Source organism: Terrimicrobium sacchariphilum (genome assembly GCF_001613545.1).
GTDB lineage: Bacteria > Verrucomicrobiota > Verrucomicrobiia > Chthoniobacterales > Terrimicrobiaceae > Terrimicrobium > Terrimicrobium sacchariphilum.
Window position 1 is genome coordinate 1,575,645 of record NZ_BDCO01000002.1, and the last position, 14,469, is coordinate 1,590,113.

The following is a 14,469-nucleotide window of genomic DNA, read 5'->3' on the forward strand; positions in this document are numbered from 1 at the left end:
CATGGCGGAAGGAACACTCAATCCTGCCGAGGAAAGTGCCCGCATTGCGGTGGAGCGTCCGCCGCTCGTTGCGCCTGGACGCACGATGGGGTGGATTTCGGACTATGTCAGCTCCATCGTCGAGGCCCAAACGCCGCGTTGGTGGTGGGTGGCGATATCCATCACGGGAACCCTGCTGCTTGTGCTGATCGCCTGCACCACCTATCTCGTCGCCACGGGGGTGGGCGTGTGGGGTAACAACCACCCCGTCGGCTGGGCGTGGGATATTACGAACTTCGTCTTCTGGATCGGCATCGGCCATGCGGGCACGCTGATCTCGGCCATTCTCTTCCTTACCCGCCAGAAATGGCGCACCTCGATCAATCGCGCTGCCGAAGCCATGACCCTCTTTGCCGTGATCTGCGCGGCGATCTATCCGACAATGCATGTGGGGCGTGTCTGGATGTCGTGGTTCCTCATTCCTGTGCCGAATGCCAACGGGATCTGGCAAAATTTCCGCAGTCCGCTGATGTGGGATGCCTTTGCGGTCCTCACGTATTTCCTCGTCTCGGTTCTCTTCTGGTACACCGGGCTGATTCCCGACCTCGCCACGCTGCGCGACCGTGCGACGACGAGGGTTCGCAAGTTCTTCTACGGCATTCTCGCGCTGGGATGGCGAGGGGGGAATCGGCAATGGAGGCACTATGAAATGGCGTACCTGCTGCTCGCAGGGCTCTCCACACCGCTTGTGCTTTCGGTTCACTCGGTGGTTTCGTTCGACTTTGCGGCCTCGGTGATTCCCGGATGGCACACAACGATCTTCCCGCCGTATTTCGTCGCCGGGGCGATTTTTGGCGGGTTTGCGATGGTATTGACGATCCTTATTCCGGCACGTGCGGTTTATCGTCCGCTGGGCGATCTGATCACCGTTTCGCACATCGACAAGATGTGCAAGGTCCTGCTCTTTACCGGATCCATCGTCGGATACGCGTACCTCATGGAGCTGTTCATGGCGTGGTACAGCGGCAATCCCTTTGAGCGCGCCACCTTCTGGTACCGGGCGACGGGGCCGTACTGGTGGGCCTATGCGCTGATGGTCCTCTGCAATGTCGCCGTGCCGCAGTTGCTCTGGTTCCGCTTTTTCCGGACGCATGTGATCTGGGTCTTTGTCATCGCGATGTTTGCCAATGTCGGGATGTGGTTTGAGCGCTTCGTCATCGTGGCGACCTCGCTGACCCGTGATTTCCTCCCGTCGTCATGGGGCATGTTTCACCCGACCTGGGTGGATGTCGCGATGTTTGCCGGGACGTTTGGGCTCTTTGGTACGCTGTTCCTGCTTTTCATCCGGTTCCTGCCCATGATCTGCATGTTTGAAGTCAAGGCGGTGGCGCCGTCAGCCAATTCTCATCAAGGAGGAAACCCCTGATGGACACCGCCGGTAACACCGCCTCGCCCATGTATGGAGTGGGCGCCGAGTTTGCGTCGGCCGCCGACCTCCTGCGGGTCGCGAAGGAGATTCGCGCGGCGGGATATGAGAGCTTTGATGTTTTTTCGCCCTTTCCGATTCATGGAATGGACAAAGCTGTCCAATTCCGCCGTTCACCGCTGGGGCGGATCGTCTTCATCGGCGGTCTGACGGGTTTTCTCACGGCAATGGCGCTGCAATACATCCCGTCGGCAGTCATTTATCCGCTCATCCTCCATGGAAAGCCGTTCGGTTTTTTTGCCATCCCGGCCTACTTCCCGATTCTCTTTGAAACGACGGTGCTTTTCTCGGCATTCACCGCTTTCATCGGTTTGCTGATGATAATCGGGCTCCCCCGGTTCAATCATCCGCTTTTCAACTGGGAGCGTTTCAAGGGTGTGAGCGCTGATGGATTCTTCGCGGTGATCGAATCACGCGATCCGAAATTCGCTCCAGCCGAGGCCGCGGAATTCCTCGCCTCACTCGGTGGCAGCAACGTAACCATAATCCACGAGGACTGACCGGATGCTGCGCACCTTTTTCATCCTGCTGGCCTTCGTCGCGATCCTGGTGGTCGTGATGCTCGGCGTGCGCGGGCAAAAGTCCCCGGCTCCGCCCTTTGAGATTTTCCCCGACATGGATCGCCAGCCGAAGGTGAAGGCCCAGGACCCGAGTACATTTTATGCAGACGGGCGCGCGGCGCGTCCGCCCGTGCCTGGAACAGTGCCGCTCGGATACGACCAGCCGCAGGAGCGTCCAATCAAGGGGGTCGTGACGGAATCCACCAGTCCGTACGATCGCGTGAACTTCGGGACGGGCACGGATTATTTCAATACCGGACGCATCGGCGCCCAATGGGGAACCGGCATTCCTTTTGAGGTGACGATGGAGACCATGCGGCGCGGGCAGGAACGCTATACGATCAACTGCGCCATCTGCCATGGCGCCACTGGGGCGGGGGATGGCATGGCCAAGCAATTCGGACTAAACACCGTGCAAAGCCTCCATCAGGAGCGGCTGCGCACGATGTCGGATGGCGAGATTTTCAACACGATCACGAACGGCAAGAACACAATGTTCGGCCTCGGCGATCGCGTGCAGGTGCCGGATCGCTGGGCCATCATTGCCTATCTGCGTGCGCTGCAAAAATCCCAGGGCGGCGCGACGGCCAGCGAACTGCCACCGGAGGAGCGGGCAAAACTGCTTTCCACGCCATGAGCCTGCGACCTGATCAGAAATTCGATTACCGCCATGTGGGCTACGGCTTCCTTGCCGCATGCGCGCTCGCGGTGCTGGCGTTTCTCGGCTTGCTCATCGGCGCGTTCCTCGACGTGCGGCAGTTTGCGTTCTCGTATCTCTTTGCCTTCGTGTTCTTTTTCACGATCTCGCTGGGGGCGTTGTTCTGGGTGGTCGTGCATCATGCGGTGGATGCCGAATGGAGCGTGGGGATGCGGCGGCAGTTGGAAAATATCGCCTGCCTCTTTTCGGCGCTGGCGGTTTTGTTTATTCCGCTGGTCTTCGTTGCACCCGTCTTGTGGGCGTGGATGGATTCGGCGAATGCGGGCAATGCGGTGTTGCAGGAAAAGGCGGCGTATCTGAATCGCCCGTTCTTCTGGGGGCGTACGCTGGTTTATTTCGCGGTTTTCATCGGCTCGGCGTATCTGCTGCGTGCGTATTCGGTGGCGCAGGATGCGAGCGGGTCAGCGCGGTGCACGGTTTATAATCGGCGTGTGGCCTTTGCCTCGATCGTGCCGGTGGTCCTGTGTGTCACCTTTGCGGCGGTCGACTGGCTGATGAGCCTCGACTGGCATTGGTTCTCCACGATGTGGGGCGTCTATCTTTTCGCCGGGGCTGCGTTGAGTTCGCTTTGCGTGCTGGTGCTCGTGGTGACGGCTTTGCGCTCCGTGGGCTATTTCCAGGGGGTTATCACGGAGGAGCATTATCATATCCTGGGCAAGCTCCTCCTCGCTTTCACGATCTTCTGGGCCTACATTGGGTTTAGCCAATACATGCTGATCTGGTATGCCAACATCCCGGAGGAAACGAGCTACTTTATCCTGCGCAATACCGGGAGTTGGAATGTCCTTAGCATCCTGCTGGTGGTGGGGCATTTCATCGTGCCGTTCCTGCTTTTGCTGCCGAGCTTTGGCAAACGTCGTCCCGGCTTTCTCTGCGGAGTGGCATGGTGGATTCTCGCGATGCATTTGCTGGATGTCTATCTGATGGTGTTGCCGGAACTGCATCGCGGCGGGTTCCGCCCGAGCCTCATGGATTTGCTTTCCGTGGTTGCGATTGGCGCGGCGCTCGTCGCGGCGTACCTGAAAGCGCTCGGCGACTCTGCGATTTACCCGGTACGCGACCCGAGGCTGCAACAATCCATCGATCTGCAAAACTGATGTCCGTATCCCCACAGCCTCGCCATTTTCCGCTCCGGTTGATCGCCGGGGGCTTGGGCGTATTCGCGCTCTTTGCGGCGGCGGTGTTCGTCGTGCGCACGGGTGATCCGGGGCCGGCTCCGATGGATGCGGCTCGTGCGGAGGAACGACGTGCAGCCTTGGCGGAGCTCCGAAAGAGGGACACCGAGAGGCTGAATACCTATGCCGTGATCGACCGGGCAGGGGACTCGTTTCAAATGCCCATCGAGCGCGCGATGGAACTCGTCGTCAGGGAATATGCAGGGACATCGCCGCGTGCCGTCCCGCTCCCGCCAGTGCCGGAGGCGTCGCCTTCGGCCAGCCCAGTTGCCACGCCATGAGCTCCGGTTTGTCAGACTCCGTGAAAAATGCGGGACGCTGGCCGCAGGGCTGGACTGATCCGCTGCCGCGCTTGCTGCTGTGGTTTTCCGCCTCAGCCGCAAGCTGGCTGGTGGTCGGCCTGGCCTTGCTGATCATTGCCGGGGTCCAGGTCGTGAATCCCGCCTTTCTCAGAGGCATTTCCGTGCTTGCCTTTGGGCGGCTGGTTCCGGCGGGGATCAATGCTCTTGTCTTTGGCTGGGGGTCGCTCTCTGCGATCGTGGCGATCCTGTATCTCCTGTCCCGCCTCGGCGGCGTCACCATTTCCTCGGCGCGGCTGCCTTACTGCGCCCTTGCTGCGTGGAATCTCGCCCTGCTGCTCGGTCTTTGCTCCATCGCGGCTCGCGGGGGAAATGGGCTGCTGCTGTTGGAACTTCCGCCCTTCGCCATCGTAACGATCCTGCTCGCCTATGCGGCCACGGCGATCTGGGGGTATGCGCTTTTCCGCGGGCGGCGAATCTCGGGAACTTTTGCCTCCTCGTGGTATCTCGTGGCGGGGATGCTGTGCTTCCCCTGGCTCGTCGTAACAGGCAATGTCCTGCTGGTCTGGCTGCCTATCCCGGGTCCAGCCCAGGCTCCGGTGGCCGCGTGGTTTGCCGGGGGGATGATGAACCTCTGGCTCGCGCCGGTTTCGCTGGCGGCGATCTTTTACATCGTGCCTCAGGTGCTCGGGCGCAGGCTCGCTGCGTACAATCTCAGCCTGCTGGGTTTCTGGAGCTTTATGGTCTTTGCCGCATGGTGCGGATTGGGCCGAATGGTCGGCGGCCCCGTCCCGGCGTGGATGGCGAGCGTGGGCTTTGTCAGCTCGTTCCTCATGGTGGTCCCGGTGTTGATCGCCGGGGTGAATGTCTTCGGCGTGCTGAAAGGCACCTCCGAGTGGACTCTCCCGCTGCGCCACGCGGCTGCCGGTATCGGGGCATTCGCTGGCACGTACCTGCTGGCAGCCATCCTCGCGATTCCTCCGGTGGCGGGAGTTTTTAACTTCACCGACATTGCCGTCGCTGTCGGGTTGCTCGGGCTCGGTGGCTTTGTGACCTTGTCGCTGGGCGGGCTGATCCAATTCGTCCTGCCGCAATTTGAGCGGCGCGATCCGCTGGCGGAGAGGCTCGGGTCATGGCACCTGTGGCTTACCGTCATCGGCGTCGGGGCGGCGTCGGTATGTCTTGTGCTGGGGGGAATCCTGCAAGGGTTCGCCCAATCCGACCCGGGAATCGTTTTCAGCCACTCAGTGGATTACGTGATGCCTTTCCGCTTCCTGGCGCTGCTGGGATTACTGATCTTTCTCGCTGGGGCGGTGTGTCTTTTTCTCCGAGTTCACCGGGCTTTGGTCCGTCACCTGATTACGCCGCCATGAACCGGACGCCTGCGATCATCGTCGGAGTGGTGCTGGTCTTTGCCTCGGCATGGCTGGGCGTCGCGATGTATTCGTACATGACGCTTGGGTATCTCGCTCCTGTCGCGGATAAGGTCAGTGGCTCGACTCTGCCGCCTGCGCTATCGGGGCTGGCTGAGGCCGGGCAGAGAGTCTATGCCGCCGAGGGATGCGCCTACTGTCACACCCAGCAGGTGCGGCCCGCCGCGATCAGCGGGGACATCGAGAAAAAGCTCGGTTCCCGGCGCACCGTGGCGAGGGACTTTCTTTACCAGCAACCCGCCGCCTTCGGGTATTTGCGCATCGGACCGGATCTGGCGAATTTCGGTCTGCGAGCTAGAGACGAGGCGGAGGTTCATCGCCTGCTGTACCAAACCGGCTCCGCCATGCCGTCTTATCAGTATCTTTATATCGTAAGGCCGATCTCCGGGCAGCAATCTGCCGAGGCGCTGGTGGGATTGCGAGGATCGTATGTTCCGCCGACAGGGTACGAAGTGGTTCCCACTCCCGAGGCGCGAGCTCTCGCAGCCTATCTGCTTTCGCTCAGGCAAGACTACGCCCTGCCGGAGGCGCCGCTGGAGAAGGTGAAATGAGCGATCCGCAGCGCGATTCCACTTCACCGCAGGAGGCGATCGACCTCGTCGAACTCCATGCCTCGGCCGCCCGCGAGCCGGTCAAGCTGTGGCTGGTCGGGGTAATCATGGGCGTGATGTTCGTGGGAGGCATGTTCCTTTGGGCAAATAGCGGAGGATTCAGCGCCTCGGTTTACGACCCCGCTCGTTCGGTCGCGGGAAAGGGCAGCGGCTCGCCCGCTCCGCCACCAGACCCGCGAATGATGAGTCGACGGCTTTATATGCAAAATTGCGGAGCCTGCCATCAGCCGAATGGCATGGGCATACCGGGAACCTACCCGCCACTGGCTGGCAGCGAATGGGTGCTCGGACAGGAATGGCATGGCGATAACCATCTCGTACGGGTCGTGCTTCACGGTCTTCAGGGACCGATCACGGTGGAAGGTCGGGATTTCAACAATGTGATGACTCCATGGGGAGGGGTGCTCAAAGACGAGCAAATCGCCGCAATTCTCACCTACATACGATCGGAATGGGGGAATTCCGCCCCACCCATTTCGAAGGAATTCGTCGCCATGATCCGGGAGGAAACCAGGGGACGGCAGGCTGCATGGACGCAAAAGGAACTGCAGGAGATTCCCCGGCAGGTTTCGCCTCCGCCGGTGGTCGAGCCTGCTCCTACCCCGGTGGCCAACCTCGATCAGACTCCCCGGGTTCCCTGAAATATCCGCGTGTTCGCCATCCGGCGCCGCATGTCTGACGTATATCTTTCGCGTGCCGGGATTGACCGGCGGGCGACTTCTGCCGAAAGTTCCACCTCCTGCACGCGTGCGTAACGTGAGCGAACGAAGTTGATATGAAGAAGAACACCTGGACTTTTAGCGATTCATTCATCCACGGCTGGGCCATCCTGACGGCCTTCGTCACGCTCATCCTGATCTGGAGTGGGGGATTGGTGACATCCAAGGGAGTGGGAATGTCCGTGCCCGACTGGCCGAATACTTACGGGTACAACATGTTTGCCTTCCCGATCTCGCGCTGGGTGGGGGGAATCTTTTACGAGCACGGACATCGGCTCATTGCCACTGGGGTCGGCGTGTTGACCACCGTCCTCGCGGCCTGCCTTTGGGGCCGGGAGACCACGGGAAAGATCAAGGCATTCGGTATTTCCGCCATCATCTTCATCGTTCTGCTTCTCGGAGTTCGAGAGATGCCGGTGTACCTGACCTGCGCGGTTCTGGCCCTGCCGATGATCGCCTTCGGCATCGTCAAGTTCTGTCGGAATCCTCGCCAGCTTCGCTGGCTGGGCGTGGCAGTCTTCTCAGCAGTCATCCTTCAGGGAGTGCTCGGAGGACTCCGTGTCGTGTGGTTTAAGGACCAGATCGGAATTTTCCATGGTCTTCTCGCCCAGGCTTTTCTGCTGACTCTGGCGATCCTGGCTGTGCTCACCAGCCGCGCTTTCCGGGAAGGGCGCTGGGTCGCGTATATGCCTGATCGCACGCTGGCGTACATCACATTGGCAACGACGGTTTTGATCTACTTTCAGCTAGGCCTCGGCGCCACGATGCGCCACGAGCACATCGGGCTCTCGATCCCGGATTTCCCGCTGGCCTACGGACGTGTGATTCCAGATACCTCGGCCGAAGCGATGGCGCAGATCAATGCCGGCCGCGTTCAGGCGGGACAGCCGCAGACCACGGCTTTTCAGGTGTGGGTACAAATGGTGCATCGTCTGACGGCGGTATGCATCCTGGTGGGGATCACGATGGTTTTCTCCCGGGCATGGCGGACGCGGCAGGCAGCGCCGATTCGTCGCTGGTCAGCGGTGTGGCTGACGTTGGTTGTCGTGCAGGTCTGCCTGGGGGCCTGGACCATCTGGTCGAATAAGGCGGCGGACATCGCCACGGGGCACGTCGCGGTTGGAGCCTTGATTTTGGTCGTCGGGGGGCTACTTTCCCTGCGAATGTTTTGCGGTTTGCGGACGGGAAATTTCGCTTGGCCGGACGCTCCAAAACACCCATTGATGAACGCCGCATGATGAAGACAGCCGCACCCGCCCTCTCCCGACTCGAGTCCCTGTTCGGGGATTTGCTCGAGCTCTCGAAGGCGCGGCTCTCATTTCTCGTCCTGGTCACCACCTTTGTGGGGTTCATGGTGGGGTGGCAGGGGCCGATGGATTACGTTCTGCTCTCGGCCACGCTGCTCGGCACGGCTCTTTGCGCTGCCGGGGCTGCCGCCCTGAACCAGTGGTGGGAGCGCGACCTCGACAGCCTGATGAAGCGCACACGGAACCGTCCGTTGCCTGGACGCCGCATGCACCCGCAGGATGCGCTTCTCTTTGGACTCTTCTTTTCCCTGGCCGGACTGCTCGTTTTGGCCCTCTTTACGAATTACCGAGCTGCCTTTCTCGCCTTTGCGACCATCGCGATCTATGTGCTGGTATACACTCCGATGAAGCGCATGAGTTCGCTCAATACGCTCGTCGGCGCCATCCCCGGCGCTCTGCCCCCGCTCATCGGCTGGATCGCAGCCCGCGGGGTATACGATCTCGAGGGCAGCCTGCTCTTCGCGATTCTCTGGTTCTGGCAAATGCCGCATTTCCTCGCCATCGCCTGGATGTACCGGGAAGACTATGCGAATGCGGGCTGTGTGATGCTCTCTGGTAGCGATGAAAGCGGCGAAATGACCAGCCGCCAGGCCTTCCTTTACGCGTTGTGTCTGCTCATGGTGAGCCTCCTTCCGGCGATCCTGTTTTTCAATACGGCGGTTTATTTCTTTGGGGCGTTGATCCTCGGGGCGGCGTTTGCCGGTTGCGCCCTGCACTTTATGCTGCGCCGGGATCGTCCATCCGCCCGGTTGCTGTTCCTTGCCTCGATAGCCTATCTTCCCCTGTTGCTCGGGTTGCTGCTGGTCACCCAGCGCTGACCGGAAGAGGTGCCATGAGGCGGCTTCTGCTGTTTGCTGCTCGCCAGTATGGGCGGAGCCGGGGAAAATGACCTGCTTCACTGACTTTTAGTTAATGTCGACCGATTCCACTCCTTCCTCAGCCGCTCCCACTGAAAATCCCGCGCCCAAGCGCATTCCGCGTCTGGGCTGGGTGATTGTTTTTGTCGTTCTGGTGGGCCTTGTGGCTTTTGCCTACGTGAGCCTGCAAAAGATGCGCCCGGTCGCCTCGGCGTTGCCCAGGCTTGAGCAAGCCCCCGCCTTTTCTCTCACCTCGCAGGACGGCAAGACTGTGACCGAGGCCGTGTTGAAGGGGAAGGTGACGGTGTTGAATTTCATTTTTACACGTTGCATGGGGCCCTGTCCCCGGATGAGTGCCCAGATGGGACATCTCAATCAGGCGCTCGGGCCGAAGCTCGAGGATGTCCAGCTCATCAGTGTCTCCGTCGATCCTGAGCACGACACCCCAGCCGTGCTGGCGGAATATGGCCAGCGATTTGGCGCAGAACCCGGTCGATGGAAACTCCTCACCGGCCCGACCGACCAGATCCATAATGTCATGGTCAAGGGCTTCCTCCTGCCGCTCGGGACAGACAAGGATGGGATGCCTGCGCACTCCACCCGGTTCGTGATTGTTGACCAGCAGGGGGTGATCCGAGGGTACGAGGATGGTGAAAGTCCGGAAGTGGTGCAAAAACTTCTGATGGACATCGGCGACCTCCTGCGAGAGGGGAAGAGCGGCTCCCGATGAATGACTGGAGGGCTTGCTTTTTCGCACATCGGGCGACCTTTCCCTGCGCACATCGTATCCGGGGCATCCGGCGGCAAGCTCGGCTCGTAGACCGCACCGTGAATAGAAACTCCTTTTCCGTCTGGATCACCACCCATGCTCTCGGGCATGCTCCTCGCGCCCGATGAGTGTCAGCGACCTACCCGCCATCAACGCCAGTCTCAACGGCATCGCCACGGTGCTGCTGACAGCTGGTTTTATCCTGATTAAGACGAACCGCCCTGCAGCCCATCGCGTAGCGATGCTCTCGGCATTTGGCGTTTCGATGGTGTTTCTGGTCACCTATGTGATTCACAAGATCCTCGTCCGCGGCGTACACACGCCCTTTGGCGGTGAGGGTGCGATCCGGGGGATTTACTACGGGATGCTCATCTCTCACATCCTGCTGGCCATTGCCATCGTGCCGCTCGTGATCATCACCCTGCGTCATGCTTTCAAGGGCAATCTCGACCGTCATCGGGCCTGGGCACGCTGGACATTCCCTCTCTGGTACTACGTCTCCGTCACCGGAGTGCTCGTGTATTTCTTCCTTTATCAATGGTGGCCGGCCGTCCGGCACTAAATCCTCAACATCCTATCCTGCAAATTTATGTCCGGACTTGAAAATCCCACCGTTCTCGACGCCATGGCCCTTGATTCCGCCACGGACAAGGTCATACTCGCCATGTACGAAACTCGAGAGTGGACGGGCGGCGAAGAGCAACTGGCCCAGCTCGAGAACAAGGTGAATGCCTACCTTTCCTTCATCCTCGATGGGGAAATGACTGAAGCCTTTCCTCAGCTCCGCGACAAGGCGGTGGAGATTCAGCTCCGCACGACCCACCTGCCGGATGACAGCGCGGCGAATCTCATCGTGCGCATTCGCGAGCAGCTCGCTTTTCAGAAAATCGAGTTCGCCGTCTACCAGGCGGAGCCGGAAGGCTGCTGCGGCGGTCACGGCCATGATCACGAGGGCGGCGGATGTTGTGGCGGCCATGGGCACAGTCACGATCATGCTCATGAGGGCGAAGGCTGCTGTGGAGGTCACGGGCATGTTCATGACCACGATCATCACGATCACGCACATGGCGAGGGGGAGTGCCGTGGTGGTGGAGGCGGCTGCGGCTGCCGCCACTAAGGTTCGTTCGAGTCAAGTATCCTTGTATGGCTTAGCGGATTTCTGCTAAGCCATTTCCTGGCGGTTTTGCCGCCAGATATGGCGCGACGTCGTAAAGGTAGTGATTTTGATTTGGTCCGGGGCATCTTGGCCTTGGTGTTGCTGGGGGCGTTTGCTTTCGTCGGGTTCGATTTGAAGAAGCTTGCTTCCTTCGGCGTGCTGTTGGCAGCGGGCGCGGTTGTGTTGGCGCTGATTGCAGGGGTCTTCGTTCTGGGCCTTGTGATCTTGCGATCTTCGGGATCTCGGCAGCCCGCGCCGGGCAAGGCGGCGTTTGATGCGTATCCTCTCCGGGTGGATAGTTCGAGATCTGCTCATCCACATGATTTTCAACCCCCGGTTCCGGCTTCACAGCCCGATCTTTTCACCCTGGAGCTGGTGAAAAGCCTGGAGTGGCGGCATTTCGAACTGCTGGCCCAAGGGCTTTTCCGGGCACTTGGTCTGCATGCTCAGCGGATCAAGGCCGGAGGGGATGGCGGCATTGATCTCGTGCTTCGCGAAGGGGAGTACGGCCCGGTCGTCGCCATCGTTCAGTGCAAGGCGTGGACCAACTGGCAAATTCCGCCGAAAACCGTGCGCGAGTTGTATGGGGCGATGGCGGCGGAGAGCGCTCCGCATGGATACTTCATCTGTTCCGGAAAATTCTCCGGTGCGGCTCGCGAGTGGGCGCAGGGCAAGGCTTTGACATTGGTGGACGGAGAGGAACTGGTCGTGTGGTTGAATTCTCTCGATTTCCAGACCCGGGGGGATCTGATTCGCGAGATCACCTCCGGCGACTACAAGACCCCAACCTGCCCCCAGTGTGAGATAACACTTGTGAGACGGAGCGGGCAATACGGAGACTTTTGGGGCTGCCCAAACTATGGGAACCGGGTGCGCCGTTGCCGGTACAAGATGCCCGTGGCCCGGCGCGCGGTCTGATTTCAGTCGCGCGTCGCTTCGTTCAGCGAGGCGTCGTCTTCCATCAGGCGGCTGAGCCGGGCGTAGATGCCGCCGAGGTCGATCAGTTCGGCGTGCTTGCCGCGCTCGACGATCTGGCCCCGGTCGAGAACGAGGATCTGGTCCGCGTGGCGAACGGTCGAGAGGCGGTGTGCGATGACGAAGCTTGTGCGGTTGGTCATCAGGCGGTCCAGGGCTTCCTGGATGAGTCGCTCGGTCGCCGTGTCGACGCTGGCGGTTGCCTCGTCGAGGATGAGAATGGGCGGGTTTTTGAGCAGGGCGCGGGCGATGGAAACGCGCTGCTTTTCGCCGACGCTGAGTTTGATGCCACGCTCGCCGACGGCGGAGTGCAGACCCTCGGGCATCCGGCGGATGAATTCCGCCGCATTGGCCGCCTCCAGCGCCTGCCACATCTCGTCTTCTGTCGCATCGGGTTTTCCCATGCGGAGGTTCTCCGCAGTGGTGCCGTTGAAGAGAAAGCTTTCCTGCGTCACCATGGCGATGCTTTTGCGGAGATCGTGGCGTGAGAAGTCCCGGATGGATCGCCCGTCGATGAGGATATCGCCTTCCCCGTATTCGTAAAAGCGGGTGAGCAGGTTGATGACGGTGGATTTGCCCGCGCCCGTGGTGCCGACGAGGGCGATCATCTCACCAGCTCGGGCATGAAGGCTGATGTTCTTTAAAATCTGGCGCTCCTCTGTGTAGCTGAAGGAAACGTGGCGGTACTCCACCTCTCCCTTGACGAGAGCGGAGGAATTCCCCGCTCCCTCGTCGGTCTCGGCTGGTTCGTCCAGGATCTCAAACACGCGTTCTCCTGCCGCGCGACCGGACTGGAAGAGCTGATTGAGCTGATGCAGGCGGCCGACCGGGTCGTAGAGGAGCTTGGCAAAGACGATGAACATCACCAGTACGCCGAGTTCCATGCCAGAGTGCAGGACGCGATAGGCTCCGTAGCCGGTGATGAGAAGCATGCCCACCGACGAGAGGAAATTCATCGACGGGTTGTAGATCGCCCAGGCTCGCATGACGATGAGGGAGGCTTGGCGGAGTGCTTCACTGGCAGAGTCAAAGCGCGCGTGCTCGCGCTGCTCGCTGGTGTAGGTCTTGATCTGGCGGATACCAGCGATGTTGTCGTGCAGCAGTGCGTTGAGCGCGGAGGCTGCCTTGCGATGCTGGCGATACCGGCTACGAGCCGTGAGCGTGTAGGCGAGGGCACCAGCCGCGAGGAGCGGAATGGGTAATAGGGCGACCAGGGTGAGTTCCCAGCTATAGGCAAGCATCACGCTCGACACGATGAGAATCTGGAGGATGGAAACCGATCCCTGCTCGATGCCGTCGATGAGCACGCGCTCGACCGAGGTTACGTCCTCGATCAGGCGGGTCATGATGTCGCCGGTGGCGCGGTTGTCGAACCACTTCAGCGGGAGTAACTGAATGTGAGCGTAGAGTTCGCTGCGCAGGTCGAAGATGACTCGCTGCTCGAAGCTGTTGTTGAGAATGATGCGGATGCCGTTCAGTCCATCCTGGGCGACAAAGGAGGCGAGCCCGATGGCGACGAGGGGGAGAAGCATCTGCGGCTGATTTTTACGGATGACCTCGTCGATGATGTATTGGGTGACGGTCGGGAAGACGATCACCATGAGCGTACCGACTACCGCACAGGCGAGGGTGCCGAAAGCGAGAGCCGGATAACGACGGACGTAGGGAAGGACTCGGAGAAAGACGTTCATTTCCAGAAATGCCCCCAAAAGGAATGCATCCACGTAGCGACCTGCTCACCGAAGAACCAGAGGGCCAGTCCGACGATGAGAAAGTAGAGCAGGGTGAGCACGCCCCAGGCGAGCGAGATAAAAATCATCAGCCCGTCCTTCTCCAGCCAGGCGATGGCAGCGAAGAGGACCATGAGAGCGGGAAGGGTGTTGTTGAGCGGCAGGTTGGCCGCCGGGATGGCGACGAGGAAACCGCCGATGAGAATGAGCCAGCCGATGAATTGCTCGCCCCGGTCTCCGCTCACCCAATGTTGCAGCCGGGGGCGGGTGAATTTCCGGCAAAAGCGGAGGGTTTTCTGGCAGAAGGCGATCACCATTTTCCACCCCTTGCCATGGAGGCGCGCGTCCCTCATGCGCTTGGGCAGCTTCGGGTACTGTGCCCTTCGCACCATCTGCCAGCCTGCTGCCATGAAGGTCAGGGCGCTGGCCATGGTCAGGGGACCGAGGGAAAAGGGCTGGATGAACAGCACGCTCAGCAGCAGCGAGACAAAGCAGAAACTGGCCGGACCGAGGCGTTCCAGAGCGGTCTGAAGGAGCACGCCCTCGCCATCTGCCTGCGCCAGGCAATCCTCCAGCGCTGCGTCGATGCTGAAAGGCTCCTGCGGAACAGGTTCAGCGGACATCATGGGCGGAGCAGACGACAGGGATCATGGACAAGGGTTGTTTAGCAGCGGATATACGGCTGTGCAACCGTG

General features: G+C 60.5%; 16 protein-coding genes. 14 read left to right on the forward strand and 2 right to left on the reverse strand.

What is annotated here, in order from left to right; translation table 11 throughout:
• Position 1: 1 nt before the first annotated feature.
• The 14 genes from nrfD to TSACC_RS07530 all read left to right on the forward strand — a co-directional run bounded on the left by nrfD (position 2) and on the right by TSACC_RS07530 (position 11,987).
• The gene (nrfD, locus tag TSACC_RS07465) at positions 2 to 1,405 is read left to right on the forward strand and encodes an NrfD/PsrC family molybdoenzyme membrane anchor subunit (protein ID WP_075078734.1); all 1,404 of its coding nucleotides are present in this window, start codon (positions 2 to 4) and stop codon (positions 1,403 to 1,405) included.
• Positions 1,405 to 1,965 carry a DUF3341 domain-containing protein gene (locus tag TSACC_RS07470; RefSeq protein WP_202815924.1) on the forward strand — a complete coding sequence of 187 codons (561 nt, stop codon included), beginning with the start codon at positions 1,405 to 1,407 and terminating at the stop codon, positions 1,963 to 1,965. Before nrfD ends, TSACC_RS07470 begins: the two co-directional genes overlap by 1 nt.
• A gap of 4 nt (positions 1,966 to 1,969) precedes the next feature.
• A complete protein-coding gene (locus TSACC_RS07475; RefSeq protein ID WP_101927829.1) occupies positions 1,970 to 2,662 on the forward strand; it encodes a c-type cytochrome in 693 nt (230 codons plus the stop codon).
• Complete coding sequence (locus tag TSACC_RS07480; protein WP_084400281.1) at positions 2,659 to 3,840, forward strand: hypothetical protein; 1,182 nt, start codon at positions 2,659 to 2,661, stop codon at positions 3,838 to 3,840. Before TSACC_RS07475 ends, TSACC_RS07480 begins: the two co-directional genes overlap by 4 nt.
• Positions 3,840 to 4,199: a hypothetical protein gene (locus TSACC_RS07485; protein ID WP_075078735.1), complete on the forward strand. Its 360-nt coding sequence runs from the start codon at positions 3,840 to 3,842 to the stop codon at positions 4,197 to 4,199. The genes TSACC_RS07480 and TSACC_RS07485 overlap by 1 nt, the downstream gene beginning before the upstream one ends.
• Positions 4,196 to 5,590 carry a cbb3-type cytochrome c oxidase subunit I gene (locus TSACC_RS07490; protein WP_075078736.1) on the forward strand — a complete coding sequence of 465 codons (1,395 nt, stop codon included), beginning with the start codon at positions 4,196 to 4,198 and terminating at the stop codon, positions 5,588 to 5,590. The genes TSACC_RS07485 and TSACC_RS07490 overlap by 4 nt, the downstream gene beginning before the upstream one ends.
• Positions 5,587 to 6,201 (forward strand): cbb3-type cytochrome c oxidase subunit II, encoded by a 615-nt coding sequence (locus TSACC_RS07495; protein ID WP_075078737.1) that lies wholly within the window; start codon positions 5,587 to 5,589, stop codon positions 6,199 to 6,201. Before TSACC_RS07490 ends, TSACC_RS07495 begins: the two co-directional genes overlap by 4 nt.
• Positions 6,198 to 6,902, forward strand: a complete 705-nt coding sequence (locus TSACC_RS07500; RefSeq protein WP_075078738.1) for a c-type cytochrome — start codon at positions 6,198 to 6,200, stop codon at positions 6,900 to 6,902. The genes TSACC_RS07495 and TSACC_RS07500 overlap by 4 nt, the downstream gene beginning before the upstream one ends.
• 134 nt (positions 6,903 to 7,036) lie before the next feature.
• On the forward strand, positions 7,037 to 8,218 hold the full coding sequence (locus tag TSACC_RS07505) for a COX15/CtaA family protein (RefSeq protein WP_075078739.1): 1,182 nt from the start codon (positions 7,037 to 7,039) through the stop codon (positions 8,216 to 8,218).
• Entirely contained in the window at positions 8,215 to 9,105 is an 891-nt protein-coding gene (gene cyoE, locus TSACC_RS07510; RefSeq protein WP_075078740.1) for a heme o synthase, read from the forward strand. Before TSACC_RS07505 ends, cyoE begins: the two co-directional genes overlap by 4 nt.
• 94 nt (positions 9,106 to 9,199) lie before the next feature.
• Entirely contained in the window at positions 9,200 to 9,874 is a 675-nt protein-coding gene (locus tag TSACC_RS07515) for an SCO family protein (RefSeq protein ID WP_084400282.1), read from the forward strand.
• 163 nt (positions 9,875 to 10,037) lie between these two features.
• Entirely contained in the window at positions 10,038 to 10,475 is a 438-nt protein-coding gene (locus TSACC_RS07520; protein WP_075078741.1) for a DUF420 domain-containing protein, read from the forward strand.
• A gap of 27 nt (positions 10,476 to 10,502) precedes the next feature.
• Positions 10,503 to 11,030 carry a DUF6572 domain-containing protein gene (locus TSACC_RS22270; protein WP_202815925.1) on the forward strand — a complete coding sequence of 176 codons (528 nt, stop codon included), beginning with the start codon at positions 10,503 to 10,505 and terminating at the stop codon, positions 11,028 to 11,030.
• A 330-nt stretch (positions 11,031 to 11,360) separates the two neighbouring features.
• Positions 11,361 to 11,987 (forward strand): restriction endonuclease, encoded by a 627-nt coding sequence (locus TSACC_RS07530; RefSeq protein ID WP_169809569.1) that lies wholly within the window; start codon positions 11,361 to 11,363, stop codon positions 11,985 to 11,987.
• 2 nt (positions 11,988 to 11,989) lie between these two features.
• Here TSACC_RS07530 and TSACC_RS07535 read toward each other — a convergent pair whose 3' ends face one another.
• A complete protein-coding gene (locus TSACC_RS07535; protein ID WP_075078744.1) occupies positions 11,990 to 13,735 on the reverse strand; it encodes an ABC transporter ATP-binding protein in 1,746 nt (581 codons plus the stop codon).
• A complete protein-coding gene (locus tag TSACC_RS07540; RefSeq protein WP_075078745.1) occupies positions 13,732 to 14,400 on the reverse strand; it encodes an exopolysaccharide biosynthesis protein in 669 nt (222 codons plus the stop codon). Before TSACC_RS07540 ends, TSACC_RS07535 begins: the two co-directional genes overlap by 4 nt.
• Positions 14,401 to 14,469: the final 69 nt, after the last annotated feature.

What these genes read in the sequence shown, in the direction of transcription:
- nrfD (WP_075078734.1), top strand. Translation starts at nt 2, where the DNA reads ATGGCGGAAGGAACACTCAATCCTGCCGAGGAAAGTGCCCGCATTGCG.
- TSACC_RS07515 (WP_084400282.1), top strand. Translation starts at nt 9,200, where the DNA reads ATGTCGACCGATTCCACTCCTTCCTCAGCCGCTCCCACTGAAAATCCC.
- TSACC_RS07500 (WP_075078738.1), top strand. Translation starts at nt 6,198, where the DNA reads ATGAGCGATCCGCAGCGCGATTCCACTTCACCGCAGGAGGCGATCGAC.
- TSACC_RS07480 (WP_084400281.1), top strand. Translation starts at nt 2,659, where the DNA reads ATGAGCCTGCGACCTGATCAGAAATTCGATTACCGCCATGTGGGCTAC.
- TSACC_RS07540 (WP_075078745.1), bottom strand. Translation starts at nt 14,400, where the DNA reads ATGATGTCCGCTGAACCTGTTCCGCAGGAGCCTTTCAGCATCGACGCA.
- TSACC_RS07485 (WP_075078735.1), top strand. Translation starts at nt 3,840, where the DNA reads ATGTCCGTATCCCCACAGCCTCGCCATTTTCCGCTCCGGTTGATCGCC.
- TSACC_RS07520 (WP_075078741.1), top strand. Translation starts at nt 10,038, where the DNA reads ATGAGTGTCAGCGACCTACCCGCCATCAACGCCAGTCTCAACGGCATC.
- cyoE (WP_075078740.1), top strand. Translation starts at nt 8,215, where the DNA reads ATGATGAAGACAGCCGCACCCGCCCTCTCCCGACTCGAGTCCCTGTTC.
- TSACC_RS07505 (WP_075078739.1), top strand. Translation starts at nt 7,037, where the DNA reads ATGAAGAAGAACACCTGGACTTTTAGCGATTCATTCATCCACGGCTGG.
- TSACC_RS07490 (WP_075078736.1), top strand. Translation starts at nt 4,196, where the DNA reads ATGAGCTCCGGTTTGTCAGACTCCGTGAAAAATGCGGGACGCTGGCCG.
- TSACC_RS07470 (WP_202815924.1), top strand. Translation starts at nt 1,405, where the DNA reads ATGGACACCGCCGGTAACACCGCCTCGCCCATGTATGGAGTGGGCGCC.
- TSACC_RS22270 (WP_202815925.1), top strand. Translation starts at nt 10,503, where the DNA reads ATGTCCGGACTTGAAAATCCCACCGTTCTCGACGCCATGGCCCTTGAT.
- TSACC_RS07495 (WP_075078737.1), top strand. Translation starts at nt 5,587, where the DNA reads ATGAACCGGACGCCTGCGATCATCGTCGGAGTGGTGCTGGTCTTTGCC.
- TSACC_RS07475 (WP_101927829.1), top strand. Translation starts at nt 1,970, where the DNA reads ATGCTGCGCACCTTTTTCATCCTGCTGGCCTTCGTCGCGATCCTGGTG.
- TSACC_RS07535 (WP_075078744.1), bottom strand. Translation starts at nt 13,735, where the DNA reads ATGAACGTCTTTCTCCGAGTCCTTCCCTACGTCCGTCGTTATCCGGCT.